Annotated in this window: 26 protein-coding genes, 2 tRNA genes and 3 pseudogenes; 12 read left to right on the forward strand and 19 right to left on the reverse strand. The window is 68.7% G+C overall.

Features of this window, described 5'->3' with window-relative positions:
- Positions 1–38: 38 nt before the first annotated feature.
- The 4 genes and pseudogenes from MTP03_RS07640 to MTP03_RS07655 form a co-directional block, all read right to left on the reverse strand.
- Positions 39–839 (reverse strand): crotonase/enoyl-CoA hydratase family protein, encoded by an 801-nt coding sequence (locus MTP03_RS07640; protein WP_248491452.1) that lies wholly within the window; start codon positions 837–839, stop codon positions 39–41.
- A gap of 53 nt (positions 840–892) precedes the next feature.
- Complete coding sequence (locus tag MTP03_RS07645) at positions 893–1252, reverse strand: hypothetical protein (protein WP_248492383.1); 360 nt, start codon at positions 1250–1252, stop codon at positions 893–895.
- A gap of 188 nt (positions 1253–1440) precedes the next feature.
- Positions 1441–1626 (reverse strand): annotated as a pseudogene (locus MTP03_RS07650) (winged helix-turn-helix domain-containing protein); the annotation flags it as partial.
- Positions 1616–2989: an MFS transporter gene (locus MTP03_RS07655; RefSeq protein ID WP_248491453.1), complete on the reverse strand. Its 1374-nt coding sequence runs from the start codon at positions 2987–2989 to the stop codon at positions 1616–1618. The pseudogene MTP03_RS07650 and the gene MTP03_RS07655, both read right to left, overlap by 11 nt.
- 108 nt (positions 2990–3097) lie before the next feature.
- On the opposite strand from MTP03_RS07655, the gene MTP03_RS07660 reads away from it, so the two are divergent.
- A tRNA-Gly gene (locus tag MTP03_RS07660) sits at positions 3098–3171 on the forward strand.
- Between the two features lie 42 nt (positions 3172–3213).
- On the opposite strand, the gene MTP03_RS07665 is transcribed toward MTP03_RS07660, so the two are convergent.
- Both MTP03_RS07665 and MTP03_RS23520 read right to left on the reverse strand, forming a co-directional pair.
- The gene (locus MTP03_RS07665) at positions 3214–4281 is read right to left on the reverse strand and encodes a tyrosine-type recombinase/integrase (protein ID WP_248491454.1); all 1068 of its coding nucleotides are present in this window, start codon (positions 4279–4281) and stop codon (positions 3214–3216) included.
- 3 nt (positions 4282–4284) lie between these two features.
- A complete protein-coding gene (locus MTP03_RS23520; RefSeq protein ID WP_371820918.1) occupies positions 4285–4596 on the reverse strand; it encodes a helix-turn-helix domain-containing protein in 312 nt (103 codons plus the stop codon).
- A 31-nt stretch (positions 4597–4627) separates the two neighbouring features.
- On the opposite strand from MTP03_RS23520, the gene MTP03_RS07670 reads away from it, so the two are divergent.
- Positions 4628–5128, forward strand: coding sequence for a hypothetical protein (locus MTP03_RS07670; RefSeq protein WP_248491455.1), 501 nt, complete (start codon positions 4628–4630; stop codon positions 5126–5128).
- Positions 5129–5346: 218 nt separating this feature from the next.
- Here MTP03_RS07670 and MTP03_RS07675 read toward each other — a convergent pair whose 3' ends face one another.
- The 7 genes from MTP03_RS07675 to MTP03_RS07700 all read right to left on the reverse strand — a co-directional run bounded on the left by MTP03_RS07675 (position 5347) and on the right by MTP03_RS07700 (position 10059).
- Positions 5347–5979 (reverse strand): hypothetical protein, encoded by a 633-nt coding sequence (locus MTP03_RS07675; protein WP_248491456.1) that lies wholly within the window; start codon positions 5977–5979, stop codon positions 5347–5349.
- Positions 5980–6398: 419 nt separating this feature from the next.
- Entirely contained in the window at positions 6399–6650 is a 252-nt protein-coding gene (locus MTP03_RS23525) for a helix-turn-helix domain-containing protein (protein ID WP_371820919.1), read from the reverse strand.
- Positions 6647–8017 (reverse strand): FtsK/SpoIIIE domain-containing protein, encoded by a 1371-nt coding sequence (locus MTP03_RS07680; RefSeq protein WP_248491457.1) that lies wholly within the window; start codon positions 8015–8017, stop codon positions 6647–6649. Before MTP03_RS07680 ends, MTP03_RS23525 begins: the two co-directional genes overlap by 4 nt.
- 79 nt (positions 8018–8096) lie before the next feature.
- Positions 8097–8552, reverse strand: a complete 456-nt coding sequence (locus tag MTP03_RS07685) for a hypothetical protein (RefSeq protein WP_248491458.1) — start codon at positions 8550–8552, stop codon at positions 8097–8099.
- Complete coding sequence (locus MTP03_RS07690) at positions 8549–8737, reverse strand: hypothetical protein (RefSeq protein WP_248491459.1); 189 nt, start codon at positions 8735–8737, stop codon at positions 8549–8551. The genes MTP03_RS07685 and MTP03_RS07690 overlap by 4 nt, the downstream gene beginning before the upstream one ends.
- The gene (locus tag MTP03_RS07695) at positions 8730–9182 is read right to left on the reverse strand and encodes a hypothetical protein (RefSeq protein WP_248491460.1); all 453 of its coding nucleotides are present in this window, start codon (positions 9180–9182) and stop codon (positions 8730–8732) included. The genes MTP03_RS07690 and MTP03_RS07695 overlap by 8 nt, the downstream gene beginning before the upstream one ends.
- Positions 9183–9285: 103 nt before the next feature.
- Positions 9286–10059 carry a protein rep gene (locus MTP03_RS07700; protein ID WP_248491461.1) on the reverse strand — a complete coding sequence of 258 codons (774 nt, stop codon included), beginning with the start codon at positions 10057–10059 and terminating at the stop codon, positions 9286–9288.
- A gap of 795 nt (positions 10060–10854) precedes the next feature.
- Here MTP03_RS07700 and MTP03_RS07705 point away from each other — a divergent pair.
- Positions 10855–12312 carry a hypothetical protein gene (locus MTP03_RS07705; protein ID WP_248491462.1) on the forward strand — a complete coding sequence of 486 codons (1458 nt, stop codon included), beginning with the start codon at positions 10855–10857 and terminating at the stop codon, positions 12310–12312.
- 19 nt (positions 12313–12331) lie between these two features.
- Here MTP03_RS07705 and MTP03_RS07710 read toward each other — a convergent pair whose 3' ends face one another.
- The 3 genes and pseudogenes from MTP03_RS07710 to MTP03_RS07715 all read right to left on the reverse strand — a co-directional run bounded on the left by MTP03_RS07710 (position 12332) and on the right by MTP03_RS07715 (position 14779).
- Complete coding sequence (locus tag MTP03_RS07710) at positions 12332–13552, reverse strand: acyltransferase (protein ID WP_248491463.1); 1221 nt, start codon at positions 13550–13552, stop codon at positions 12332–12334.
- A gap of 101 nt (positions 13553–13653) precedes the next feature.
- Positions 13654–13806, reverse strand: coding sequence for a hypothetical protein (locus MTP03_RS23530; protein ID WP_371820920.1), 153 nt, complete (start codon positions 13804–13806; stop codon positions 13654–13656).
- Positions 13803–14779 (reverse strand): annotated as a pseudogene (locus MTP03_RS07715) (alkaline phosphatase family protein). The gene MTP03_RS23530 and the pseudogene MTP03_RS07715 overlap by 4 nt, the downstream one beginning before the upstream one ends.
- Positions 14780–14948: 169 nt before the next feature.
- On the opposite strand from MTP03_RS07715, the gene MTP03_RS07720 reads away from it, so the two are divergent.
- The 7 genes from MTP03_RS07720 to MTP03_RS07750 all read left to right on the forward strand — a co-directional run bounded on the left by MTP03_RS07720 (position 14949) and on the right by MTP03_RS07750 (position 21104).
- A complete protein-coding gene (locus MTP03_RS07720) occupies positions 14949–15881 on the forward strand; it encodes an ABC transporter substrate-binding protein (RefSeq protein WP_248491464.1) in 933 nt (310 codons plus the stop codon).
- A 113-nt stretch (positions 15882–15994) separates the two neighbouring features.
- Positions 15995–16960: an iron ABC transporter permease gene (locus MTP03_RS07725; RefSeq protein ID WP_248492083.1), complete on the forward strand. Its 966-nt coding sequence runs from the start codon at positions 15995–15997 to the stop codon at positions 16958–16960.
- Entirely contained in the window at positions 16957–17724 is a 768-nt protein-coding gene (locus tag MTP03_RS07730; RefSeq protein ID WP_248491465.1) for an ABC transporter ATP-binding protein, read from the forward strand. The genes MTP03_RS07725 and MTP03_RS07730 overlap by 4 nt, the downstream gene beginning before the upstream one ends.
- A gap of 141 nt (positions 17725–17865) precedes the next feature.
- Positions 17866–18021 carry a hypothetical protein gene (locus MTP03_RS07735; RefSeq protein ID WP_248491466.1) on the forward strand — a complete coding sequence of 52 codons (156 nt, stop codon included), beginning with the start codon at positions 17866–17868 and terminating at the stop codon, positions 18019–18021.
- A 419-nt stretch (positions 18022–18440) separates the two neighbouring features.
- A complete protein-coding gene (locus MTP03_RS07740) occupies positions 18441–19256 on the forward strand; it encodes an ABC transporter permease (RefSeq protein WP_248491467.1) in 816 nt (271 codons plus the stop codon).
- A gap of 23 nt (positions 19257–19279) precedes the next feature.
- Positions 19280–20026 carry an ABC transporter ATP-binding protein gene (locus tag MTP03_RS07745; protein ID WP_248491468.1) on the forward strand — a complete coding sequence of 249 codons (747 nt, stop codon included), beginning with the start codon at positions 19280–19282 and terminating at the stop codon, positions 20024–20026.
- Between the two features lie 76 nt (positions 20027–20102).
- Positions 20103–21104, forward strand: coding sequence for an aliphatic sulfonate ABC transporter substrate-binding protein (locus MTP03_RS07750; protein ID WP_248491469.1), 1002 nt, complete (start codon positions 20103–20105; stop codon positions 21102–21104).
- On the opposite strand, the pseudogene MTP03_RS07755 reads toward MTP03_RS07750, so the two are convergent.
- Positions 21068–21588: pseudogene (locus MTP03_RS07755) on the reverse strand (helix-turn-helix domain-containing protein). The gene MTP03_RS07750 and the pseudogene MTP03_RS07755 overlap by 37 nt on opposite strands.
- 57 nt (positions 21589–21645) lie before the next feature.
- On the opposite strand from MTP03_RS07755, the gene MTP03_RS07760 reads away from it, so the two are divergent.
- On the forward strand, positions 21646–22830 hold the full coding sequence (locus MTP03_RS07760; protein WP_248491470.1) for a benzoate/H(+) symporter BenE family transporter: 1185 nt from the start codon (positions 21646–21648) through the stop codon (positions 22828–22830).
- On the opposite strand, the gene MTP03_RS07765 is transcribed toward MTP03_RS07760, so the two are convergent.
- Positions 22819–24234 (reverse strand): serine/threonine-protein kinase, encoded by a 1416-nt coding sequence (locus MTP03_RS07765; RefSeq protein ID WP_248491471.1) that lies wholly within the window; start codon positions 24232–24234, stop codon positions 22819–22821. The two genes, MTP03_RS07760 and MTP03_RS07765, sit on opposite strands and share 12 nt — an antisense overlap.
- Positions 24235–24592: 358 nt before the next feature.
- On the opposite strand from MTP03_RS07765, the gene MTP03_RS07770 reads away from it, so the two are divergent.
- Positions 24593–24669 (forward strand) — tRNA-Pro (locus tag MTP03_RS07770).
- On the opposite strand, the gene MTP03_RS07775 is transcribed toward MTP03_RS07770, so the two are convergent.
- Complete coding sequence (locus MTP03_RS07775) at positions 24648–25223, reverse strand: TetR/AcrR family transcriptional regulator (RefSeq protein ID WP_248491472.1); 576 nt, start codon at positions 25221–25223, stop codon at positions 24648–24650. The genes MTP03_RS07770 and MTP03_RS07775 overlap by 22 nt on opposite strands.
- Positions 25224–25631 lie beyond the last annotated feature (408 nt).

Consider the following 25631-nt stretch of genomic DNA (forward strand, 5'->3'; position numbering starts at 1 on the left):
ACGTGTTCTACGCGGTGTGTGGCCGGGTTGCCGGGCGTTCAGTTCCCGGTGAACCGCGGCGGCCGCTTGTCGAGCATCGCGGCGACGGCCTCGTGATGATCGGCCGTGGAGTGCGCGATGGTCTGCATCGCGGCCGAGAGCTCGAGGAGCGCGTCGAGGCTCTGGCGCTGGCCCTCGCGCAGCAGCCGCTTCGTCATCCGCAGCGCCGTCGGGGGATTCGCGGCCACGCGATCGGCGAGGGCGCGGGCGGCGGTCAGCAGCTCGTCGGGCTCGACGACGCTGGAGACCATGCCCCAGTCGAAGGCGGTTCGCGCGTCCACGGCGTCGCCGGTGAGGGCCATTTCGGTCGCGCGCGCCATGCCGACGATCCGCGGGAGCAGCCACGCACCGCCGTCGCCGGGAATGAGGCCCACCTTGACGAAGCTCTCCGCGAAGAGGGCCCTCGTGGAGGCCACGCGCAGGTCGCACATCATCGCCAGGTCGCAGCCCGCGCCGATCGCCGGACCGTTGACCGCCGCGACGGTGGGCACCTCGCAGTGGTACAGGGCGCGCGGAATCCGTTGGATGCCATGGCGGTAGCCCTGTCGCTGCTGCGCCGCGGTGCCGCCGAACATGCCTTCCTTATCGCGCATGTGCTTGACGTTGCCGCCGGAGCTGAACGCCGAACCGGCGCCGGTGAGGATCGCCACGCGCACCTCGTCGTCGTGGTTCACCTCGTCCACCGCGCGCTCGATCGCCTCGATCATCGCGTCGTCGGAGACCGGGTTGCGCGCGGCGGGGTCGTTCAGGGTCCAGGTGACGACGGGGCCGTCGCGCTCGATCAGGAGGGGTTCGGTCATCCACTCAGGGTATTCGCCGCTCACCGCGGGCACTGCCGGACCGCCCGTCTCGGTCAGGCCGGCCACTCGATACCGAACCGGCTGTCCAGAACGCGGACGCCCGCGGGCGTCACGCGCAGGGCGCGATGGGTCGGCAGGCGCTCCGCCCAGCCCGCGGAGAGGAAGCGTTCGCAGACCGCGCGGCCGGCCGGTCCCGCCAGGTGGTGCCTGGTCTCGGTCCAGTCGATGCAGTACCGGACCGCGGGGGAGGCACCGTCGGGCAGCGTGACGCCCAGGTCCGCGAGGAAGGCGAGCCCGTCCGCGGTGAGCAGATAATCGAGGTCGCGTCCCGCCGAGGCGGGGCGGTCCGCACCGCCGTCGTGAAGATGCCCGTCGCCGCCGGTGAGATGGCCGTTGTCGAGGAGGGCCGCCATGACCGCGACGCCCGGCGCCCCGCGAGGTGGTCGTAGCAGGTGCGCGCGGTGCGCATCCGGGCTGCCCGGGTACTGGCTTTGAGCGAGGTCACAGGCTGGGGCGGGGCGAGCGAGGCGAGCCGCTCGGCGACGTCGGCCACCGCAGGGTCGGAGATCCGATACCACCGGTGCCGCCCGTCGGCGCGGACCGCGAGCAGGCCGCCGTCGACCAGCTTGCGGAGGTGGGCGCTCGCGGTGGAACGAGAGATCCCGGCCTCGTCGGCCAGGACCCCGGCCGCGAGCTCGCGACCGCCCAGCAAGGACAGCAGGATCCGGCTGCGCGCGCGGTCGGCGAAGAGCTCCGCGACGGCGGCGACATCCGCATCACCCGGCATCGCAGGGCACCTCCTCCGGAACAGTGGTGGCGCCGATGCTGGTGCGGACGCCTACGACGAGTATGGCCGCGACGATGACGAACGTGAGGGTGAGTGCCGGCCCTGATCGCCCCGCGGCGCTGTAGATCGCACCGGCAGCGGCGACCCCGAGCGCTCCGCCGGCCTGCCGGGCGCAGTTGAGCACGGCGCCCGCGAGGCCTGCGTGCTCGGCCGGTGCGGCGGCCAGCGCGACGGACGTCATGGCGGGCATGGCCAAGGATGCCGCCCCGATCAGGCACAGCCCGGCCGTGATCGCCGCCGGGTGGTGGGCGCCCGCGGCCACCACGACAGCGCCGCCTGCGGCGGCGGCGAACCCGGCGATCATCGGCGGACGCGGTCCCGTACGCGCGGTGAGGAATCCGCTGATGATGGAGCCCGCGGCGATCACGACAGTCATCGGCAGAAGGGCCATGCCGGTTTCCAGGACGGTGAAGCCGTGCAGGTCCTGCAGGGCCAGCGCCACCACCAGAAGGGCGCCGTAGAGCGCCAGATTGAACACCAGCCCGGTGGTCACCGCGGCCCGGAACGGCCCGCGCCCCATCAGGCCCGGCGGAATCATCGGATGCGGCCCGTTGCGCTGAGACCGGATGAACGCCGTGGTCGCGCCGAGCGCCGCAGCGCCGTAGGTGAGGGCGACGGTGCCTCGTCCCTGGCCGAGTTCGATGAGGGCGGCCGTGCCGAGCGCGAGCCCCGCCGCGCCGAACGTCGCGCCGCGGTAGTCGATCGGGCGGGGCTGGCTGGGTGAGCGGGGGACGGTGCGGTGCAGCGCGGCGCCGGCTACGAGGGCGATCGGGACGCCCACCCAGAACGCGGCGCGCCAGCCCGACCCCGCGGCGAGCAGCCCGCCCTCCGGCGGCCCTGCGGCGAACCCCGCGCTCGCGATCCCGCCCCAGACGCCCAGTGCCCGTGCGCGTTCCGACGGGGACGGGTAGAGGTCTCCGATCATCGCCAGCGAGCTCGGCAGGATCATTGCGGCGGCGACACCCTGTAGGGCGCGGCAGGCCAGCAGAGTCGTCCAGTCGGGAGCGACGGCGCAGCCGGCCGTCGCGGCCGCGAAGACGGCGAATCCGAGCATGCACACCCGGCGGCGACCGAACCCATCGGCCGCTGGACCGGCCGCGAGCATCAGAGCTGCGAACGGGATCGCGTACCCGTCGACCGCCCACTGCGCGGTGCCGAGTCCACCGCCGAGATCGCGGGACATGCTGCCCAGCACGACGTTCACGACCGTGGCGTCGAACTGGATCAGCCCGAAGGCGAGCGAGAGCGCCAGCAGCGCGACGGTGCGTCTGCTCTGCGACGGGGCTGTGGTGGTGTTCGGCATGATACCACCCTGGTGCCGGAAAGGTTCGGTCGGGGACGAACCATCACCGGTCCGTTTCGCCGCCGGCGGATGGATGCCGTAACATGTTCCGAGCGTCGCAAGGCGTGCGCGGGCGTAGCTCAATGGTAGAGCCCTAGTCTTCCAAACTAGCTACGCGGGTTCGATTCCCGTCGCCCGCTCCACCAGATTCCCGCAGCTCAGGCTGTGGGTTTCTATTTTTCTGGTCAGGCCGCATCGGAGCCCCCTGTACGAGCGATGTACGAGTCGAGCGCCGCAGCGGCGTCAGCGTCGTCGGTGCCGGCGGCGCGGGCATAGCGTGAAGTGACGGAGAGAGTCGAGTGTCCGGCCCAGTCCCGGACCACGTGAACAGGAATGCCTGCTCGGAGCCAGGTGACGATCGCTGTGGCTCGAAGGTCGTAGAAGTCGCGCCCTCGGCTGAGCCGGGTCCATCCGTGACGACGGAGATACAGCTGATGGTTCACGGGCTCGGCACGCTCATCGAGAAACAGGAAGTCGCCTTCTGCGGTGTCCCGAAGCTGGCGTAGATCGTTGACCAGGTCGAGGGCGATCGGCACCGTGCGGGTGCATCGATTCTTCGTGGAGGTGAGTTCCCGCTGTCGGCCGGACCCGGAGTACGCCCGACAGACGGTGATCCGCTTGGCGGAGAGGTCCACGGCGTCTGGAGACAGTGCTGAAAGCTCGGCTGGCCTCAGTCCTGTACGTGCGGCAGTGTGGGCGTAGCACCTCAATGCAACGCTGTCGATTCGGCTCAACAGTGCGGCCAGCTCCATCTCGGCATATGCGGGCACGGTGCGAGCTGACTGCCCCCGAGGTGCGGCAACCTCGGTGACAGGGTTCTTCTCAGTGATTCCAATCAGTGCGGCGTGCCGGAAGATCCGTGCCAGCGTGCCGCGAGTGTTGCGAATCGTCGTGGGAGCGGATCCGGTCTCGGCCCACGCTGCCTGGGCTCGCTGGAGCTCCAGCGGAGTGATGTCCGCCAGGACAGTGTCGCCGAACCAAGGCAGGAGGCGCTGGTTCACGTTGGCTGCGAACACGGCGCGGGAGCCGGCGGAGAGCCCGTAGACGATGTCCGACCGGTGCAGATCCAGCAAGGTCGCCAGAGTGATAGTGCGTCCGAGATCCACCGGCTTCCGACGGTTGGCGACCTCCCAGGCGAGTGCGTCCCGTTTGAGGTCGAACACCTTCGTGCGCTCCCTGTAGACACCGGGCGAGCCCGGAACCTTGATAAAGGCCCGGGCTCGCCAGCGATCGTTGTGCATCTTGGAGGGCATGCACTACCCCCGGTCGATGTTGCCGAGATAGTCGGCCCACGGATCTTCGGGACGCTCCGAGGTCGCCGTTCGCGTCTGCCGAGACAAGAATCGCTCTACCGCGCGCGAGCTGAATCGACGCTTACCGCGGATCTGCACGAACGTGAGCTCGCCCGCGCACGCCAGACGGTGAACGGTCGTGGGGGACATGCTGAGACGATTCGCCACTGCGGTGGCGTCCAGTAGGTCATCGGGGTGCATCTGAGTCCTCTCGGAGGGTGGCGTGAACATCCACTGCGAACGTTCGAGAGCGACTCTACTCGTTGGAAGACGCATGCGTCAACCAATGCGCACGAGCATGTGGACGATGCAGTACGATCAGTACATGGAGTCCTTTGTGTCCCTCCGGGAGCTGGCAGCGAGACTCGATGTCGGACACACGGTGATGCCGCGACTAGTCGAGGCGGGCGTCGTCCGAGATGTAGCCAAGCTCGGAAAGCGTTCGAGTGGGGTTCCCGAAGAAGAGGCTCTACGCCTCGAGGCGATTCCATACGTCACAGAGGTGTTGCAGCCGACGTTGGTCGTGCGAATCGCCGGGGACACAGATTGGCAGGATGATGATGCGATCCGGCAGTGGTGGCCTGTTAAGAATCCGGATCTCCTAGTGGGGGGCCTCTTGGTCACAACCGTTGTCGGGTTCGTTCTTCGAGCTGATCAAATCACGGGATACAGCTCAGAGTACGGACGACGCAGTTTCGATATTCGACCATCCAATGGAGATCTTGGAATGGAAATACGAGGCCGCCGTTTCAAAACATCCGGAGGTTCGCTAACGCAAGTCTGGAATGAAGCGCGGACTCTGATATAGTCGTTTTCGTTCTTCTTTCGAGTCCAGGATTCGAGGGGTGGCAAAGAACAGCAAAGTAGAACCCCGAGGAGATGGCTCTCCTCGGGGTTCTCTTTTCTCGAATTAGAGTCGCTACGAGTAGCCGTAGTGGGCCCTCATTTCCCCGCTGAACGCAGAACACGGATTCGACGTATAGATCTCGTCGCCCGAAATATTCAGACGTCAGGTGGACTCACCGCTCACCAGGTCTGAATATCGTCACCCAGCCACCAAAAACCATGTCCAGTCCCGCGATTCACACAAACTAACGCGTTAGACTGAAGACTACCGCAGGTCACTAGGCGTTCTGGAGTATTCTTCTTCGCGGTATTAAACGTGATTCTCTTTCCCTGTTCCAACAGCCTCCCCGCACCTGCCCCGTAGGGCCCGACCGCCTCTCCTTCGATACTGTCCGATATCGCGTACTTCGATGGGGCCTGATCGATCGTCAACCCGGTCCATCCATAGCCGGAGGTGGGATTACCCGTACCACGCACGTAGTTGTTCATGTCGACACATGCAACCTCTACGTCCTTGTAGTAGGACACCGTGCTACCTGGATAGTAGGGCAGATGGACCGCGCAATTAATCAGGCCGACCTTGAACGCCAGGCCCTGTTCAGGAAGTCGCGCGGACCCCACTTCTCTACCGAAGTCGTACAGACTTGGAGTGTCTTCCAGACCGTCGATGAGGGTCGCGTCGAATCTTGCAGGTCTGCTGGACGTCGTCGCAGTCATGGTGGCGGTGCCGCTCGGATCAGCGGCGGGAGAATCCGGTTCCCCATCCGCGAACACCACTACCGATGCAATCACGATTGCGACGAGCAGTACCACCGCTCCGGCAACGAGCAGTAGGTTCCTCGTTTGGTTCGGACCTGAGAAGAACCCATTCGGAGGCGGTCCACCGGAGCCGTTGGGAAGCATCGGATTCGGAGTTCCCGGCACGCCCCCTTGTATCGGGTATCCATGCGGTGCGTGACCGAACTGCTCTGGAACCTGGCGCCCCTCGTTCTGCCCGTTCCCTGGTCTCGCCCACGGTGATTGGTCCACGGCTACCCCTCCTAGTCCGATTTCGCCGACAACGATAACAGTCGCATCGATCGGGGTCTTCGCAGATCAGAGATGTTCATCGCTGTCAGACGGGTGGGAGCGCGCTATCGCTGGGACGACGATGCAGTCCCGCCGGGGATCAGGCTTGAAGTCGTCATCCCCGCGAGGGTCTCGACCCCGCGCGCAGGGCACCCGCCTGCCCGTTACGTGGCCGAGCCTCGATGCCGAGTCTTGTCCCCGAAGCAGCCACACTCCACGACGTTCTCGGAGTCGCTTCGCAATTCGTCGGGAACGAGGTCCCTGAGACGATCGATCTCGCTGGCCGGCACCAGCAGTTGGCCACCGGGAGACTGGAGAACAGCGACCGTGCCTCGATGAATCCACCGGTACATCGTGGACGCGGCGACACCGAGCATCGATGCCGCATCGGCGACGGTGTATGGGGATGCGGTCATCGGCGTAGCTCCGCCAACACTCCACCCCTGGAAAGAGCGAGATCTCGGCCGACGCCGACTGCGACCAGGTACCTGTCGTACTCGGCGTCACCGATGTAGACGGCTCGAAACTTCTGGATCTTCTCGCCGGGGAGATCCACGATGCCGACGCCGTTCTTGTACTGCTGGATCGTCTTGAGCCAGGACTCATCGAGGCCGTCGTGGAGCATCTTGACCGCCTCCCGACTGCCGACCCGCAGCGTGATCCTGATCGCGAAGTTGCCCCGGGCATCGGTGTTGATCACGTTCGAGCTGGCTCGCTGGGTGAGTAGGAATACCCTCATACCCGCCTTGGCCCCCTCGGCGACGAGACGCGCTACTGCCGATTCGATTCGCGGCTTGACCCGATCCGCGCGCTGCCGCCCTTCCTTGGAGTCCTCGTTCCCCGCGGCTTCCATGATCGCGGCGTACTCCTCGAGCACGATGACGCGAAGGGGTTCCATCTGCGATACCTGCGTGATCTTGTCCCAGCCGCGCACGGCGAGTTCTGCGTTACGGCAATCCATCTCCTCGACCTCTTCCTCGAGCAGCTCTGCGACACGGGTCATGTCTCGCGTGCCAGTGACCCACCGCCCCTGCTTCCAGGGCTTCGCGAGAATGCCGGTCGGATCGATCCCTCTGACGACGACATCAACCATCGGCGCGAGTTGGGCAAGCAAGCTGTAGGTGAGCACCGACTTACCGGAGCGTGTTTCGCCCTGCAGGATCAGGTGTCCTGCTGTCTCCAGCGGGTTCCACTCGATCACCTGCATGTTCTTCCCTCGGCCAATGACCAGAGGTGTGTCGTTGATCGAGTAGCCGACCTGACGCTCGCCCAGCGGGAATGCCTCCAGCAGACCGTCGAACCGCGACAGGGAAATCTGGTAGCCCCGCCGCGACTTCCTGACCGTGCCGGTGCATTCCTCGACCAGTCCCGATGCATAGCCGAACCCCTTGGCGATCCGATCCTCGAGGGCGATCACATCGTCCGGCTCGAATGCCAGACCTGAGATCCGAAACCTAAGCCCTACAGTCGATCTCCGAAGAGCCCACCAATGCAGATCCGGAACTCCAGTGAAGCTGGCGACCAGGCCAAAATCCCTGGCCACCGAGGACCATCGAAGCACGATCTGGAGCATCGGATCGACGTATGACGCCACCACCAACACAACAGCTATCGACAGCAGCGCGATACTCATACCGAGCAGATCGCCTATCGTCCAGCAGTACAGGCACCACAGTGCGGCGAGTGCCGATCCGAGGATCGCGAGTGGGTATGTCCGCAGAGTCCGCTCAACGACGGTCTCCTCCTGCCCCTGCTCGACAGTGAGAACGCGGTCACGTCTCATCGGATCCCCGCGTCTCTCATGTCGCACTCGAACTTCCAGATACTCAGCAGTGCCAAGATGAAGAACACTCCGCCGTCGATCATTTCAAGCCTCCTGTGCAGTTGAGCAAATTGGTTTCGAATTGGACGCCGTAGACGTTGGCCGGCAGCGCGCAGACGGACCACCCATCGACACCCGGTGAGTGGACCAGCACCCGGTTTGTCTTCGCCGGGATCGACGGCAGGGCTGCGCTCATGAGATCGATGAGCCGGAAGGTCCCGACCGCGAAGCACGTGCTCACCTGGAACGACTGGGCGCCGCGCACGGTGTACGTGTCTCTAGTGGAACCATTCCGAGTTTCCGTGCACAGCGGGATTCCTGTCAGTTTCCCCGGGGTCACCTGGACCTGGTCGTCAGCCAAGGCAGCAGGCTTCGCACTGTCGCTACCGGAGCAGGATCCAGCGGTGAAGAACAGTAGGACTACGAGGACCAATGCTGCAGCGCCGCCGAACCAGACCCGATCCGGAGCCTTCTGTCGCAGCTCTGCGAGACTCATCGCGCTTGATTCGTGGTAGCCGACACTCGACCAGCGAGGAGTCCGAGCCGGAAGCCGGACAGGAACGCCGAATCGAGGGACTTGCCTGGTCGCTCCATCGATAAGGCGAAGACGTCCCTGTCCTGCTCGACGCCGACAAAGTCCGGAACCCAGTCAGGACGCTCGGTGATGACCAGATCAGGCATTGGGCTTCACCTCCGGCTTTACGGACGGTCGCGACGCCGGCTGAACCAGTTCGACGGCTGTCGCCTTGAACGTGAAGTTCCCGTTGAACTGGCCGACACGCAGGTTCTCGAAACGCACATCACGATCCTCCAGAACTTCCGCGTCGCCGTCGTAGGGCACCTTGATGCCGTACGTATCCGAGTAGGTGACACCGTGTTCCTTGTACTTCATCAAGATGTCGATCTTCCAGACAGGAACCTCGCGCCCGTTGATCGTCTCCATCTTCTGCACCCAGATCGGCTCGCCGAACTCATCCACCTTCTGCACGCCCGACGCGTCCCTGACCTCAGTCCTTCGCCTCTCGCCGTCCGGCGTGTACTCCACGTCATCGACCCTGGACACTCCGGTAACCAGTGTCTTGACGCCGTCGAGATCAACTCGGAAAGAACTGATACGAGTCGCCATTGTCAATTCTCCATTCTGCTGCGAATATCTTTCGCGCGCTGATTAGAATAGCAAATATTCGCGCCTATTGACATATCTTCTCGCAGCAATCCACCACCGGTTTTCACGAAGAATTATGAACCAGATCCGCTTTCGCGAATACCGGTACACCCAACCGGTCCTCGAAGTCCTGTAGCGCCTCACATTCGGCGGAGGAGTCGATAATCTCCAGAATTTCAAGCATCTCCAATACCGCGGTGCGGCGATATCGTAGAACCACGCTCCACATCTCTGATGGAACGTATCCAAGAATCCGCTCGTCGGGGCGCGGTTCCTGCTGATCCAATTCGTCACCGACGGCTATGGCGATCTCTTCATCCGTACGACTCGTCACAGCGAGAAGCGGCCACAGATCACCGAACCGTGAGTGCACCAGCTGCCGTCTTCCCTTCGACACCTGTTCCCACTCGTGCCACAGCTTCAGATCACCCGGCTCAGCCTCCCCGTGAACCAGACCGTGCAGAATCTCCATAGGAGTACGACCGTTCTTGCCGTTCTTCCTCATCCCGCCCGTGATCTCATCCGCTGCGCCCCAGGCGTGCGCACCCTTGCCTATGTACTGCGCGAGCACGTCGATCTGATCATCGAAGACCAGCTTCACCTTCTGTCCGCGCTTGGACATACGCATGTCCTGCTTCGCCAGCGCCCGTGACCATAGACGTCGCAACATCGAGAATTGCTTCATGAATTCCCAAGAATCCTGAACAAAGAACAGTAGATGTAGATGCGGGTGCCACCCGTTTTCACCGTGTGTAGCCTCGGTCGCCTTGATGTAGCCATCTATCAACCCATCGGAGGCGTAGCCACCATCGGCGTCCGGAGACAAGGTGCCGCGCATTGATTTGAAAGTCCGAGAATTGACCAGGTGTCGGTACGCCTCTGTGACCCCATTCCAGAGGTCAACCAAGCGATCAGTAGGACCGTGTGCCGCAGTCAGTGTCACGAAGACCACGTCTCCACCGGTCAAGACCCGATACGCCCGAATCGCCTCAGCCAACTCATCCCCGCGAGTCCGAGCGACGACGTACGAGCAGCGATAGCAAGACCACACCGACCCGCAGGTGTACAGATTTCCGAACCGAGCCTTCCTGGCGCCAGACGCATCCTCCGACACGGACAACGAGACGCCATCCTTGTGGCAGCACACGACGCCGCACTTCCTGACCCGCTCGAGGCTCGACTTCATCCGCTGGAAGTTCCGTGCCCTCCAGATGTCCTGCCGAGCAGAGTCCGAGATGGGGATCATCGCGACCACCCCGACGAACCTGCATCGCGAACATCGAATCGTGGGCCGATTAGACCTCCGAGAAGACCGACGTTTACAGAGTTCGCGTAGTAATCGAGCAGGGACGGGGTCTCGGCCCCTACGCCGGTCTGCGCTCCGCTCCTTCGTCGCTCGCGCACCGGCGCGTGGCCGGCCTCCCGTCCTGGTACAGCCGTGCCGTTTGTTCTTGGCCATGTACGACGCCGTGTACGAGATCCCCGTACAGACAGCTCCACGAGGTCAACCGAGCACGAAGAATCAGGTCCTGCACCGCATGATTCAGCAGCGCGCCGAACTTCCAAACTAGCTACGCGGGTTCGATTCCCGTCGCCCGCTCAGTGTCCTGAGTCGGGTCATTGTTGACGAACGGTGACCCGACTCAGTGCGTTCTGGGGGCAGTCGCCGGTGTTGGTTGACTGGCGGTGCCATGCGCCGATCATCGAGGCGCTCGTTGTCAACGATGTCGCGGCTCACCGGTCAACGATCATTGCCGCCTCAATAACAACGATGTCCCGACTGCACATGAACGAAGTTGTGGTGGGCGCATGCGCGATGCAAGATAACAGTGTGACTACCGACGGTGACGGTGAGACGCCCGCGCAGGAACCGGCCGAGGGCCGGGGAGGATCGCCGGGCGGGCATCCGCCGCGGCAGAACTACCCGCAGTACGGCTACGGCCCACTTGCGTACCCACCGCCCGGATCGTCGCAGCCGGGCTACCCGCAGTCGGGGTATTCGCAACCGGGCCCGTTCCAGGCCTGGCCCGGCCCGCACGGCGCGGTGCCCCCGGGACCGGGCTGGGGTGTGCCGGCCCCGGAGGTGAAGGTCGGGATCGTGCCGATCCGGCCGCTCGAGCTGGGCGCGATCTACAACGGCGCGTTCGCGGCGATCCGCGCGAATCCGGCCATCATGGTCGGGTTCACGGTGGTCTTCGTCGTCGTCACCCAGCTGCTCACGTTCGTGGCGCAGGTCCCCCTCACGCGGATGCCGACCGATCCGGAGGCCGACGACGCCGAGTTCTTCGCCGCCCTGGGCTGGTCGACCGCCCTCAGCATGGGCTTCGCGCTGGCCGCAGGGGTCGTGACGATGCTGCTCATGGGTCTGCTCACGGCCACTGTGGCCAGGTCGGTGCTCGGCGAGCGCGTGGGGGCCGGGCAGGCGATGCGCGCCGTCGCGCCCCGGATTCCCGCGCTGATCGGCCTGAGCATCCTGCAGACCCTGTTCTTACTCATCCCTGCGGCGCTGATCGTGGGTGGCGCGCTCGGCGTCACGCTGAGCAGCATCGACGACAACACCGGCCTGGTGGTCGGCACCGTCATCGCGGCGGTGGGCCTCTTCCTGCTCCTCATCGTCGCAGGTATCGCACTGATGCCCGCGTTCTCGCTGTCGTTCCAGGCTGTGGTGCTCGAGCGGCTCGGCCCGATCGCGGCCCTGCGCCGCGCGTTCGACCTGCAGCGGCGCGGGTACTGGCGTCTACTCGGGATCCTGCTGCTCACCGCGGTGATCGTGGGCGTCGTGTCCTCGATCGTGTCGGGTCCGTTCGCCGTCGGCGGTCTGGCGATCGACGGTGGGGTTCCCGCCGACACCCTCGTCGGCGCGTCGACCGGCTCGCTCGCGGTCTCGACGGTGGGCAGCGCGATCGCGTTGATGGTGACGGCGCCCTTCAGCGCCGGCGTGAGCACCCTGCTGTACGTGGACCAGCGGATGCGCAGCGAGGGGCTCTATCATGCGCTCCGTGCGGAGGCGATCCACCGCCTGCAGACGGGCACCCCGGGCGTGCCGGCCGACGACATCTGGCTTGCAGCCGATCGCGCGCCGCGGCGCTGACGCCCCGGAGGGCGGAACCTCAGGCGGACGGCTTCCCCACGGGGATCCGGTCGCGCGCCACTACCCACCGGCTGATCGGCGTGCGCAGGATCAGGTCCACGAACAGCAGCGACAGGATCAGGACCACCACGGACAGCGTCGCGGTGCGCACGGTCGTGGACGGGATCCGGTCGGTGAGCAGGTCGAAGAACCCGTACCGGCCGAGAATGTCGAGCATCAGCGGATGCGCCGCGAACACGCCGAACGCGCGCACCGTCGCATAGGAGACGGCGCGCTCGCCCACCCGGCGACCGGACGCGCGCAGGTCGTCCCACTTCATGGCGAACAGCCACAGCAGGACGGTGCCGGCCAGGTACCACGGCAGGTACAGGGGGTTCCACGCGGCGGTCGCGGTCTCCGGGACCACGCCGGGGTCGGTGGCCCGCAGGTACGCGACCACGCTGAACGCCGACGCCACGAGGCTCACGCCGATCACCGGCACGGCGTGCGCGCGCAGCCAGGACGACACGGCGTCGTGATGCCGGGCGGCGAGCATGCCGATCGCGACGAACAGGGCGTACATCGGCAGCAGCTTCCACAGGTGGCCGTACATGTTGGCCCACGGCTGGCTCGCCGGGCGCGGCGTGTACTGGTACAGCGCGAACATCGCCAGCTGGATCGCTCCGGCGCCGAACAGCACGCGCCACGGGTGCGCCGCCGTGCGGTCCATCAGCCGCGACAGCGCGGGGAAGAACAGGTAGATCTGCATCGAGATGAGCAGGAAGTACAGCTGGTACTTCGCGTCGCCGGTGAAGGTGGTGCGCGCCAGATCGGCGAACCACTGCCCGATCGACGGGAACGGATTCGCGGGGTTCAGCAGATGGTCGGTGATGGAGTAGGTGAGGGTCCACACGAGGTACGGGCCGACGATCAGCCCGAAGCGCTTGCGCCAGAACTCGCGCGCCGTCATCGTGCGCCCGCGCATGCTGAGAACGAGTACGAACAGCGTCACCGCCACGAACCCGTACCGCGTCAGGTGCAGGAGGACCGAGATCAGTCCGGTCTGCTGGATGATGTCCGGCGTGTAGTTGATCGTGGTCACGCAGTGCGCGATCACCACCCCGAGGAACAGGAGGACGCGCGTGAGGTCCGCTGTCTGCGCCCGCCCCGCCTCGCCTCGCGCGGCGCGGCGACCGTTGCTTCTCTGGTAACGATGGTCGGCACCACCCTGTTGATCGGCACGCAGGGCTACCGTCTTCACCCCGAGTTGTCGTACTGGTTGTACGGCATTCTACGCGTTCGGAGCCGGGCAAAACGCCAAGGGCGTCGCCGTGGCGCGCGACCGATCGTGCGCCGGCACCGTCAGGACACGATCAGCGGGATGGCCTGCTCGTCGACGGTCCACGCACCGTGATGGCCCAGCATGCGCGATTCCATCGGCTCCTGACTCGGCGTGACCAGCACGGATCGCCCCTGGGCCACCGCCAGGACATGGCCGATCCGGTGCGCGATCACCGGATTGGGCGGCGTCGGCCCGAACCAGTTCTCGTCCAGGGCCTGCTCACGAGTGACGACGGCCGCGTGGTCACCGAGCGTGGCCGACCAGCGCGCCGCCACATCATCGACGTGGTGCCCCGCGCGAGGTACACCTGCCGCACCCGGGCCTCCCCGGCGATGATCCGCACCCCCTGCTGCAACGCCGGCAGTGCGTCGAGATTCACCAGGGAGTCGGCCTGGATCATCCCGTGATCGGCCGTCACGAGCAGGGTGCAGGTGTCGGGCAGGTCGGTCAGCAGGTTCGCCACCAGGGCGTCGACGGTGCGCAGCACGGTCAGCCATTCGGGTGACCCGGGCCGTGGATGTGCCCGGCGGCATCCAGCTGGCCGACGTAGGCGTAGGCGAACCGTCTGTCCGGCGAGTCGTGCCGGGCGACGTCGAGGACGCCGCCGCGGACGTCCTCGATGTGCGACGCCGGGTGCAGCTCGCCGCGGGCCCGGAACGCCGCCCGGGTGAGGCCGGACTTCTCCTGGTAAGCGGGCACCACGTAGTGGATCTCGGCCCCCGCGGCGGCCAGCGTCTCCAGCTTGCTGTGCCGGCGCTGCAGCTCGGTGGGCGGGTGCGATTCCCGGGCGTCGGGGCCGCTCGCCCCGTCGATCGTCCACCGGAGGGAGTTGAACAGCCGCCGCCCGTGCTCGTCGGGCACGCCGAAGCTGTAGCCGACGATGCCGTGCGCCGCGCAGGGTGCGCCGATCGCCAGGCTCGAGAGGCTGGTCGCGGTGGTGGCGGGGAAGCCGGCGTCCAGGGTGTCGGAGACCCGCGCGGCGAGGGTAGGCGCGTCGGCGGCGTGCCGCGCGAGCAGCTCGGAACCGAGGCCGTCGATGAGCAGAAGCACCACGTCGCGCTGCACGGACAGACCGAGCGGATTCGGGCCGGCGATACCGAATGCCGAACAGACCGAAGGTAATACGTCGGAGAGCGTGCCGGCCATACGTCGATCGTAGCGTCCGCGGAGGAGCGCGCGGGGCGACTTCAGCCGTGCGAAGGACGCGATCGCCGGTCGGACCCCCACAGGGCCGACGGATGGCGCGAGTGGGTTCACGACTGCACGAGCACGGGCTCTGACACACTGGCATCCGAGGACCGGAGGAAGGACGACGATGCGCCTGGGCGGGACCGCGGCCGCCGCCGTCGCGGCGGTGCTCGTGCTCGCGGGGTGCGGGAACGGTGGCTCGGACGGCGATGCCGGACGGGGCGGCACCGTCACCGTCGAGGCCGCGAACGGCACCGTCGTCGTGCCCGCGCACCCGCGACGCATCGTGTCCCTCGCCCCGACGCACACCGAGACGCTGTTCGCCATCGGCGCCGGCGCGCAGGTGGTGGCGGTCGACGACCAGTCCACCTTCCCCGCGGAGGCGCCCCGCACGGCCCTGTCCGGCTTCACGCCCAACGCGGAGGCCGTGATCGGCTACGAGCCGGACCTGGTGGTCGTGTCGGACGATCAGGCGGGCATCGTCAAGGCGCTGCAGAAGGTGAAGGTCCCCATCCTCGTCGAGCCCGCGGCGAAGGACATCGAGGAGGCGTACGACCAGATCGCCGACCTCGGGGCGGCCACAGGCCGCGCCGATCGGGCGCGCGACCTCATCGCCGGCATGCGGACCGCCATCGACGGTGCCGTCCGGTCCGCGCCGCGCACCGCGACGCCGCTCACCTACTTCCACGAACTCGATCCGCAACTGCACACGGTGACCTCCGGCACGTTCATCGGGAAGGTCTACGGGGCGTTCGGCCTGCGCAACATCGCCGACGCCGCGGACCGCGCGGGGACGGGCTACCCGCGATTGTCCGAGGAGTCGCTGCTGCAGGCGGATCCGGCGCTCGTCCTCCTCGCCGACGCGCAGTGCTGCGGTCAGTCCGCGGCCGTGGTCGCCCAGCGGCCGGGGTGGCGCGACCTGCGGGCCGTGCGGGACGGCACCGTCGTCGCGCTGGAAGCCGATGTGGCGTCCCGGTGGGGACCGCGGCTGCCGGAGTTCTACCGCGCGGTGGGCGCGGCCGTCGCGCAGGCCGCGCAGAAGGTCCCGGCGGGCGGGTGACGCCGACCCGCCCGGCGCCGTCCGCCGCGACGCCTCCCCACCCGAAGCCTCCCCGCGTGAGTGGACTGCGGCCCGTCCCGCTGCTGGTGGCCGTCGTGGTGCTGCTCGCCGCGATGGCGACGGGCCTGCTCGTGGGCGCCGCCGATGTCGCGCCGCGCGCGGTCGCGCTGGAACTGCTCGACCACCTCCCGGGCGTGCACACCGACTCGGGCCTGACCCGCCTGGAGAAGAACCTGCTACTCGAGATCCGGTTGCCGCGCGTGCTCGCCGCGGCGATGGTGGGCGGCCTGCTCGCGCTCGCCGGGGCCGGGTACCAGGGCGTGTTCCGCAACCCGCTCGCCGATCCCTACCTGCTGGGCGCCGCGGCGGGCGCGGGCGTCGGGGCCACGGCCACCATCGCGATGTGGCCGGGCGACCCGGCGGCCGCAGTGCCCGTCGCCGCGTTCGCCGGAGCCCTCGCCGGCGTCGCGCTCGCGTACGCGCTGGGCAGCGCGGCGGGCGGCGGCGGGACGGCGACCCTGTTGCTGGCGGGAGTCGCGGTCTCGGCGTTCCTCGGAGCCGTGCAGACCTTCCTCATGCAGCGCGACGCGCAGGAACTGCAGCGGATCTACTCCTGGGTACTGGGCGGCGTCGCGGCGGCCGACGGATCGCAGCTGCTGGCCGTGCTGCCCTACGCCGCGGTCTCGACGGTGGTCCTGCTGCTGCACGGCCGGCTCCTGGACCTGCTCGGCGTGGGCGACGAGGAGGCCGTCGCCCTCGGCCTGTCCGCCCGCCGGGTGCGCGTGCTGGTGCTGGCCGCCGCGTCGCTGGCGACGGCGACCGCCGTCGCGGTGGGCGGCCTGATCGGGTTCGTGGGGATCGTGGTGCCGCACGTGGTGCGCCGCCTCGCGGGCACCTCCTACCGGGCGGTGCTGCCGCTGTCGCTGCTCGCGGGCGCCGCGTTCCTGGTCCTCGCCGATGTCCTGGCGCGCACCGCGGTCGCGCCGGGGGAACTGCCGCTCGGAGTGGTGACGGCGTTCGTCGGCGGCCCGTTCTTCGTGCTGGTCCTCCGGGCGGTGCGGGGACGGAGCGCGTTGTGACGGTGGAGATCTCGGACCTGACGGTGACGCTCGACGGGCGCCCCGTCGTGCGCGACGCGACGGTCACGGCACCGTCGGGCTCCTGGACCGGGGTGATCGGGCCCAACGGGGCCGGGAAGTCGACGCTGCTGCGCGCCGTGCTCGGCCTGGTGCGCAGCGGCGGCACCGTCACCCTCGACGGTGCCGACCTGCGCGCCCGTAGCCCGCGCGAGCGGGCCCGACTGGTCGCGTACGCGCCGCAGTCACCGACGCTGCCGGCGGGAATGACGGTGTTCGACTACGCCCTGCTGGGCCGGGCGCCGTACATCCCGTACCTCGGGCGCGAGTCCGGAACGGACCGCCGGATCGTGCGCGAGGTCCTCGGGCGGCTCGGCCTCGACGAGCTCGCGGCCCGCGAGATCGATCACCTCTCCGGCGGCGAGCGGCAGCGCGTGGTGCTCGCCCGCGCGCTCGCCCAGCGCGCCCGGGTGCTGCTCCTGGACGAGCCGACGACGGCCCTGGACATCGGCCACCAACAGCAGGTGATGGACCTGGTGGACCGACTGCGTCGGGACGACGGGCTCACGGTGATCACCACCATCCACGACCTCACGCTCGCCGGTCAGTACGCCGACCGGCTGGTGCTGTTGACGTCCGGCCGGGTGGCGGCCGAGGGCGAGCCGGCCGCGGTGCTGACACCGGAGGCGATCGCCGAGCACTTCGGCGCCCGCGTCCACGTCCTGACGGGGCCCGACGGCCGCCCCGTCGTGGGGCCGATGCGATGAACATCGAGATCACGTACCGCGCGCCGTGCGAGTGACGGGACCGGTCCGTAGGGTGGGGGTCGGTCGAGTCAGTGGGAGGTGGCGCGTGCGACGACGTTTCGTTCCGACGGCGGTGCTCGCGGGTGTGCTGCTGCTCGGGGCGTGTTCGACCACCGTGTCCGGCAATCCGGACCTCGGCGTCAGCGTCCTGCCCGGCGGCCCGACGGTGACCACGGTCCCGCCCGGCACCACGACGCCGCCGGCGGCACCGTCGACCACCCCGAGCGCGACGTCGAGCGCGCCCGCGAGCACCACTGACGCGGGCCCGATCCCGATAGCGGACAACGGCAACGGATACACCTTCCTGCAGACGGCGAGCGGCAGGGCGCGCTGCCGCGTGAGCGAGACCGGCGCGGGATGTCAGGTGACGTTCGACCGGCCGGGGCCGCGCACCGAATCGGGCGACGCGGCGAACGGCGTCAACGTGGGCAGCGACGGCGTGCTCACCTACGTGCTCGGCGACATCGGCGTCGCGAATCCCGTGACGTTGCAGTACCGGACGTACACCGCTCGTGGCTGGACCATCCTGGCCGCCGCCGACGGCACCCGGTTCACCCACCAGGAGACCGGCCACGGCATGGTCGTGAGCACCGCGGGGCGCGGGCCTTCTAGCGGTTTCCGTCACCCTGCGTCCAAGGGTTCTGCCGGCGCTCGCGCGCCGCCATCATCGAACCCCTATGAGTACAACAGAAGTCGACACCAGCACGCCCCTGCCGGCCGGCGCTGTCCGCGAGCAGCGTCGCCGCCGGGTGCTCGGCGCGGTGCGGATCGCCTCGCCGTTCGCCGTCCTCGCGCTATGGCAGTTGTTCAGCGCCCTCGGCGCGATCCCGCAGGACAAGCTGCCAGCTCCGTCACTGATCGCGGAGGCGGGGTGGGGAGTGCTCACCAGTGGTGAGCTGACCGCGGCGATCGGGGCGTCGGCGCAGCGCGTCGCGATCGGGCTCGTCCTCGGTGTGCTGATCGGCGTCGGACTCGGACTCCTGGTGGGGCTCAGCCGCATCGGCGACGCGATCATCGACCCGAACATGCAGGCCGTGCGGGCCCTGCCGCTGTTCGGTCTGATCCCGCTGTTCATCCTGTGGTTCGGCATCGGCGAGCAGCCGAAGATCCTCCTGGTCACCCTCGGCGCGATCTTCCCGCTGTACCTCAACACTTCCGCGGCGATCCGGCAGATCGACCCGAAGCTGGTCGAGAACGCACGGGTGCTGGGGTTCAGCAGGATCCAGACGATCCGCGAGCTGATCATCCCCAGTGCCACGCCGCAGATCCTCGTGGGCCTGCGCCAGTCGCTGGCCATCGCGTGGCTGAGCCTGATCGTCGCCGAGCAGATCGCCGCCTCGTCGGGCCTGGGCTACCTGATCAACAACGCCCGTGACTTCCTCCGCACCGACGTCGTGTTCTTCGGCCTCATCGTGTACGCCGCGCTGGGCCTGATCACCGACGCGATCGTCCGCGCGCTCGAGCAATACACCACCCGCTACCAGGTCCGATAGCCCATCGCCGACAGGAGACGACCATGACAGCAATCCTCGAACCCCGGTACACCGCAGACCGTTCCACGCAGCCCGCGGGCGAGGTGCGGGACGTGACGGTGGCCTACGGTGACACCGTGGTGCTCCGCGGCGCGTCGCTCCGGGTGGAGCCCGGCGAGGTGGTCGCGATCATCGGCCGCAGCGGTAGCGGCAAGTCGACGCTGTTGCGCGTGCTGGCCGGCCTCACCGAACCGTCCGCCGGCACCGTGAGCACGGACGGTGCGCCGGCCGTCGCCTTCCAGGAGCCCCGCCTGTTTCCGTGGCGGACGGTGCGCGCGAACGTCTCCCACGGCCTGGTCCGGTCGCGGGCGGGGCGGGCGGAGGCGCTCGCGCGGGCCGACGAGACGCTGGCCGAGGTGGGCCTCGCGGACAAGCGCGGCGCGTGGCCGGGACAGCTGTCCGGCGGTCAGGCCCAGCGGGTCTCGCTCGCCCGTGCGCTCGTCGCCGAGCCCCGCCTGCTGTTGCTCGACGAGCCGTTCGGCGCGCTGGACGCGCTCACCCGCGCGGCCATGCACCGGCTGCTGGTCTCCCTGTGGGAGCGCCATGGTTTCGGGGTCCTCGTCGTGACCCACGACGTGGACGAGGCGCTCGCGCTCGCCGACCGCGTGGTCGTGCTCGCCGAGGGCCGGATCGCCCAGGAGGTCGTCGTGCCGGAACCCCGCCTCGGTGCCGGGCGCGCCGACGTCGCCGCTCTTCGCTCCACCCTGCTCGCCGCGCTCGGCGAGGGCTGACCCCCCACCACTTGATGAAAGGTACCCCGTGACAACTCCTTCCGCCGGACGGATTCGCCGACTTCGTTCGGGGCTCGTGGGCGCAGTGCTCGCCGCCGCCGTCGTGCTCTCCGCCACCGCCTGCGTCTCCCGCGACGACGCGACCGCGACGGTGGCCGACGGCACCGTCGACCTCGCGGAACTGCGCGGGCTCACGCTGCGCGTGGGGGACCAGAAGGGCGGGACCGAGACGCTGTTGCGCTCGGCGGGGCAGCTCGACGGTCTGCCGTTCGCCGTCGAGTTCTCCACCTTCACCTCCGGACCGCCGCAGATCGAGGCCGCGACCGCCGGGAAGATCGACTTCGCGGTCACGGGCAACACGCCGCCGATCTTCGGCGCCGCGTCGAACGCCAAGGTGCGCCTGGTCTCCGCGTACTCCAACGACGCCGCGGGCGATGCGATCGTGGTGCGCGGCGCGGGCGGTCCGGCCTCGGTGGCGGACCTGCGTGGCAAGAAGGTCGCGGTGGCCAAGGGGAGTTCGGCGCACGGCAACCTGCTGCTGCAATTGAAGAAGGCCGGCCTCGAGCTGGGCGAGGACGTGGAGCCGGTGTTCCTGCAGCCGGCGGACGCGCAGTCCGCATTCGTGAGCGGGGCCGTTGCGGCGTGGGCGATCTGGGATCCGTACACCGCCCTGATCCAGCTGGATCCCACGGTGCGGACCATCGCCGTCGGCACCGGGCTGCTCAACGGCTACGGCTTCGGCATCGCGTCCATCGAGGCGCTCGCCGACGCCAAGCGCAACACCGCCGTGCGCGAGCTGGTGGTGCGGATCGCGAAGGCCAACAAGTGGGCCCGTTCCCACCGGGCGGAGTGGGCGGCGCGGTACGCCGCCGCGATCGCCATCGACCCGGGTGCCGCGAAGGCCGCGGAGGACCGCAGCCGGCGGGTGGCGATCGAGCTCACCGACACCGTGGCCGCGTCCGAACAGGAACTGACCGACGCGTTCGTCGCCGCGGGGCAGATCCAGGGCGCGCCCAGGATCGCGGACTTCATCGACCGCCGCTACAACGACGCCGTGCGGCCCTTCGCGGGCGACTGACCGTCCGGCCGGGGCGTCGTGATCACCACGACCGCCTCGGCGGCACCGTCGACGGTGGCGAACCGGTGCGGGCCGTCGCTGGTCCAGGACCGCGAATCGCCCGCCCGGACCGTGATCTCCCGGCCCACCGGGCCGATCCGGAGGGCACCATCGACCACCGTGAGGTGCTCGCGGACCGCCGTGCCGTGCCCGGGGAGACGTGGTCGGCGCCGTCGGGGAACTCGAGGCGGAAGACCTCGACGGTGACGCGCGGGAGGTGCCGCACCGACAGCAGGGCGGTGCGCATCCCGCCGTGGGCCGACCCCGTGGACCCGGGGGACTCGCCGACGAGCGCCGTGAGCGGGACGTCGAGCGGGCCGCACAGCGCGTAGAGGGTCTCGATCGTGGGATTGCGGCCGCCGGCCTCGATCTCGGACAGCGAACCCTTGCCCACGCCGGCCCGGCGGGCGAGCTCGGACAGGCTGAGGCCGCGCTCGCGGCGCAGTTCGGTGAGACGCGCTCCGACGTCGGGGTGGGCATGCCGCCATGATACGTTCTGCTCATGGAACGTTCTGAGAACGGAACGATGGTGCCGGTGGGTGCCGGCGTCGTGACCGCGCTCGTCGGGTACACGTCCGCGTTCGCGGTGGTGCTCGCGGGCCTGCGCGGGGTCGGGGCGTCGCCGGGGCAGGCGGCGTCGGGGCTGTTGGCGGTCACCGTGACGATGGGTGCGGCGTCGGCGTTGTTGTCCTGGCGGTACCGGATGCCGATCATCAGCGCCTGGTCGACCCCGGGCGCCGCGCTGCTCGCGACCGCGGGCGCGGTGGCGGGCGGCTGGCCGGCCGCGGTGGGGGCGTTCGTGGTGTGCGGCGTGCTGTTCGTTCTGACGGGTCTGTGGCCCGCGCTCGCGCGGTGGGTGCAGCGGATCCCGACGCCGATCGCACAGGCCATGCTCGCCGGCGTACTCCTGCCGCTGTGCATTGCGCCCGTGACGGCGCTCGCGGGCAACCCGTGGGCCGTGGCGCCGGTGTTGCTGGTGTGGCTCGTGCTGCTGCGCTTCCGCCCGCGGTGGGCGGTCCCGCTCGCCTTCCTGGTCGCGCTCGGGGTGATCGCGATCGCCCTGGTGCGCGACGATGCCGTGCCCGCGTTCGCCGCGCTCGTCCCGCATCTCGAGTGGACGACACCCGCCTGGACGCTGCAGGCCCTGACCGGCATCGTGCTGCCGCTGTACATCGTGACCATGGCGTCGCAGAACATCCCGGGCGCTGCGGTGCTGGGCTCGTACGGCTATTCGGTGCCGTGGCGTCCGTCGCTGACCGTCACCGGCGTCGGCAGCGTGCTCGGCGCGCCGTTCGGCGGACACGCCATCAATCTCGCGGCGATCAGCGCGGCCCTGGCCGCCGGGCCGGACGCCGGGGCCGACACGTCGCGGCGCTGGATCGCCGGCGTCTCGTCCGGGGCGGCGAACCTCGTTCTCGGCGTGCTGAGTACCGGGCTGACCGCCGTGGTGCTGGCCGCGCCGGACGGCGTGGTCCAGGCCGTTGCGGGGGTCGCGCTCGTGGGTGCGTTCGCCGCCGCCTGCGCCGGGGCGATGGCCTCCGAGGCCGACCGGGTGCCCGCGGCCGTCACGTTCGTGGTCGCAGCGTCGGGCACGACGGTGGCGGGCGTCGGCTCCGCCTTCTGGGCGCTGGTCGTCGGGATCCTCGTGCACGTGATCCTGGGAGCGCGCAGGTCCCTAGACGCGTGAATCGGCCTCCGGCTTCGACGACGACGCAGTGGTCGTCGTGGTCGAGGACGTGGTCGTCGGCGTCGTCGTGGTGGTCGTGGTGGTCGTTGTCGGCGTCGTCGTGGTGGTCGTGGTGGTGCTCGACGTCGGCGTCGTCGAGGTGCTCGTCGGCGAGGTCGGCGTGCTGGTGGGCCGCGGCACGGTGGTGGTCGTGGTCCGAGGGATGTCCGTCGGTCGCGTCAGCGGAGCGGGGGCGATGCGGTCGGACGGGCGCTCGGCCATGGCCCGCGTCGTGGTCAGCGCGCCGGGATTGTCGGCCGTCGGACCCGCTGCGGGCGCGGTACCGTCGTCCCCACCCGAGCCGTTCACGGCGACCGCACCGCCGAGAGCGATCGCGGCGACTGCAAGCGCTCCAGCGACGGCGACGAACCGCTTCCGGTCGCTGCCGGAGGAGGAGTCGTGGGTGTGGGGCTGCGTCGGCGTGTTGGATCCGATGGGCGCCGGCGTCGCCGGGCGCGTGACCGTGCGCGGCCCGGCGGGGCGGCGCACCGTCGGTGCGTACGCGGCCGGTGGGTGCACGCGGGACGCGCCCGTGGAGGAACCCCGGGTGTGGGCGATGGCCTGCGCGAATTCGCCGCCGTCGGAGAACCGGCGGCCCGGATCCTTCGCGAGGGCGCGCGTGATGAGGCCGGCGGTCGGGCCGGGGACCCACGGCGGCAGGGCCGGCGGTTCCTGGCGGATGTGCTGGACGCACAGCGCCACCGCGTTCTCCGCGGTGAAGGGCGGCCGCCCGGTGAGGCATTCGTAGCCGACGACGCCGAGGGCGTAGACGTCGGAGGCCGGCGTGGCGTCCTCGCCCGAGGCCTGTTCGGGGGAGATGTACTGGGCCGTGCCGACGACCATGCCGGTCTTGGTGACGGGTGCGGCGTCGACGGCCTTGGCGATACCGAAGTCGGTGATCTTCACCTGTCCGGTGGGGGTGATGAGGATGTTGCCGGGCTTGACGTCGCGGTGCACCAGGCCGGCGGTGTGGGCCACCTGGAGCGCGCGGCCGGTCTGCTCGAGCAGGTCGAGCGCTTGCGCTTGGCTGAGATGGCCGAGGCGGCTCAGGACGGCGTTGAGCGGCTCGCCGTTGACGAGCTCCATCACCAGGTAGGCGAGCGGTGCGCCGCCGGACTGGTCCTCGGTCTCGCCGTAGTCGTACACGCCGGCGATGCCGGGGTGGTTGAGGGCGGCGGTGGTGCGGGCCTCGTTCCGGAACCGGGCGAGGAACTCCTTGTCGTCCGAGAATTCGGCCTTGAGGACCTTGATGGCGACGCGGCGGTCGAGCCGGGTGTCCATCGCCTCCCACACCTGACCCATACCGCCGGTGGCGATGAGCCGGAGGAGTTCGTAGCGGTCGGCGAGTACGGTTCCGCAGCGCAAAGCTGTTCGCTCCTGTGTCGGGATCGTCGCTGGACGCCGGGCCGGGACCGCAGCGGACGGGCGGGCACCTGGACGGATGGCGCGCACGACGGATCGGGGTGTCACTGTTCTTCATGGGTATCGCCGGGCGAGGGCGGACCGTTACGGCGCGTGGGTCGGGATCGGGGTCTGCCGGCGTGCGGATGGGGACTCCGGTCTCGAGAGTCGAGCAGGTGCACCATGTGGTATGGTTCAGAGCATATTCGCGAGCGTGACTGTAAACCGCTCGCCGAATCAGAGGCCGGGGCGTGTTACAGTACGCCGCCGGCCTCGTCCATCTCCGAGGCGGCTACGCTCTACCTGATCGCCGCGGCGATCACGGGATGTGGCGCAGCTTGGTAGCGCATCTGCTTTGGGAGCAGAGGGTCGCAGGTTCAAATCCTGTCATCCCGACCAGTAGTGCACCAGGCGTTGCTCGTGGGTCGCTGTTCACGGGTCGCGCCTCGAGGCCGCCTTGAGGGCGGATCGGATGCCGCCCGCGACGAAGGCGGCCGCGACGTTCGAGGCAGTCGCCGGGTCCGGCCCGGGGCGGATGACGGACTCCGCGCTGCCTCCAGGGCGACCACGACCGCCATGGCGGTGATCTGGGCGGTCAGCGGTTCATCCACCCCTGCATCGGGTTTCGTGGGCGTGATGCGGTTGGCGAGACGGCTGATGACGGCGTTCATCGCGCGATCGCGGTGCGTCGAGACCGGGCTGCTGGGGTCGGTGTCCGCCAGGAGTCGGAACCCGTCCGGCCTGGCGCGCGCGTAGTCAAACAGGGCCTGCACGTTCGCCGCTCCTTCGTCGGGCCCTTGTAGATGCTCAGCGCGGTCATAGGCGGTGAAGAGGAACTCGATGGCGTGATCGGCCTCCCAGGAGAGGCAGGCGTCGTACAACTCCGCCTTGTCGCGGAAGCGGGAGTACAGCGTCGGCTTGGTCACGCGGGCGGCTTTGGCGACGGCCTGCATCGTCGTCGCTGCGTAGCCGCAACGGGCGAACTCCGAGATCGCCGTCGTGAGGAGCCGGTCGACCGGGATCGGTACCGGTCCGGGACGGGTGGGTGGCAACGGGTACCTCCATGTGTTTCACCCGAAAGCTTACGGGGTCGACAGAACTCTGATTATTCTATCCGTGGCCGTAAAAAATTGCAGTTCAGGAGAGTCTAATGGGTGATGTTGAGGTGCGGCGCCGAGTGCGATCCGCGGTCGTCGGCGGAATCCTTGCGGTCGGATTGGCGCTGGGAGGTGGAGTGTTCGGGGCGCCCACGGCCGGTGCGGCGGTCGACCGGTGTGCGCTCCCCGTGGGTGACGCCGCGCCCCGGCGGGTCGCAGCGTCCCGCGTGGAGATCGACCAGGCCGCGCTCGACGACGCGATCG

The sequence above is a fragment of the Tsukamurella sp. PLM1 genome, from assembly GCF_023168325.1.
Taxonomy (GTDB): Bacteria; Actinomycetota; Actinomycetes; order Mycobacteriales; family Mycobacteriaceae; genus Tsukamurella.

What these genes read in the sequence shown, in the direction of transcription:
- MTP03_RS07640 (WP_248491452.1), bottom strand. Translation starts at nt 839, where the DNA reads ATGACCGAACCCCTCCTGATCGAGCGCGACGGCCCCGTCGTCACCTGG.
- MTP03_RS07645 (WP_248492383.1), bottom strand. Translation starts at nt 1,252, where the DNA reads ATGGCGGCCCTCCTCGACAACGGCCATCTCACCGGCGGCGACGGGCAT.
- MTP03_RS07655 (WP_248491453.1), bottom strand. Translation starts at nt 2,989, where the DNA reads ATGCCGAACACCACCACAGCCCCGTCGCAGAGCAGACGCACCGTCGCG.
- MTP03_RS07665 (WP_248491454.1), bottom strand. Translation starts at nt 4,281, where the DNA reads ATGCCCTCCAAGATGCACAACGATCGCTGGCGAGCCCGGGCCTTTATC.
- MTP03_RS23520 (WP_371820918.1), bottom strand. Translation starts at nt 4,596, where the DNA reads ATGCGTCTTCCAACGAGTAGAGTCGCTCTCGAACGTTCGCAGTGGATG.
- MTP03_RS07670 (WP_248491455.1), top strand. Translation starts at nt 4,628, where the DNA reads ATGCAGTACGATCAGTACATGGAGTCCTTTGTGTCCCTCCGGGAGCTG.
- MTP03_RS23525 (WP_371820919.1), bottom strand. Translation starts at nt 6,650, where the DNA reads ATGACCGCATCCCCATACACCGTCGCCGATGCGGCATCGATGCTCGGT.
- MTP03_RS07680 (WP_248491457.1), bottom strand. Translation starts at nt 8,017, where the DNA reads ATGAGACGTGACCGCGTTCTCACTGTCGAGCAGGGGCAGGAGGAGACC.
- MTP03_RS07685 (WP_248491458.1), bottom strand. Translation starts at nt 8,552, where the DNA reads ATGAGTCTCGCAGAGCTGCGACAGAAGGCTCCGGATCGGGTCTGGTTC.
- MTP03_RS07690 (WP_248491459.1), bottom strand. Translation starts at nt 8,737, where the DNA reads ATGCCTGATCTGGTCATCACCGAGCGTCCTGACTGGGTTCCGGACTTT.
- MTP03_RS07695 (WP_248491460.1), bottom strand. Translation starts at nt 9,182, where the DNA reads ATGGCGACTCGTATCAGTTCTTTCCGAGTTGATCTCGACGGCGTCAAG.
- MTP03_RS07700 (WP_248491461.1), bottom strand. Translation starts at nt 10,059, where the DNA reads ATGCGCGGCACCTTGTCTCCGGACGCCGATGGTGGCTACGCCTCCGAT.
- MTP03_RS07720 (WP_248491464.1), top strand. Translation starts at nt 14,949, where the DNA reads ATGCGCCTGGGCGGGACCGCGGCCGCCGCCGTCGCGGCGGTGCTCGTG.
- MTP03_RS07725 (WP_248492083.1), top strand. Translation starts at nt 15,995, where the DNA reads ATGGCGACGGGCCTGCTCGTGGGCGCCGCCGATGTCGCGCCGCGCGCG.
- MTP03_RS07740 (WP_248491467.1), top strand. Translation starts at nt 18,441, where the DNA reads ATGAGTACAACAGAAGTCGACACCAGCACGCCCCTGCCGGCCGGCGCT.
- MTP03_RS07745 (WP_248491468.1), top strand. Translation starts at nt 19,280, where the DNA reads ATGACAGCAATCCTCGAACCCCGGTACACCGCAGACCGTTCCACGCAG.
- MTP03_RS07760 (WP_248491470.1), top strand. Translation starts at nt 21,646, where the DNA reads ATGGAACGTTCTGAGAACGGAACGATGGTGCCGGTGGGTGCCGGCGTC.
- MTP03_RS07775 (WP_248491472.1), bottom strand. Translation starts at nt 25,223, where the DNA reads ATGCAGGCCGTCGCCAAAGCCGCCCGCGTGACCAAGCCGACGCTGTAC.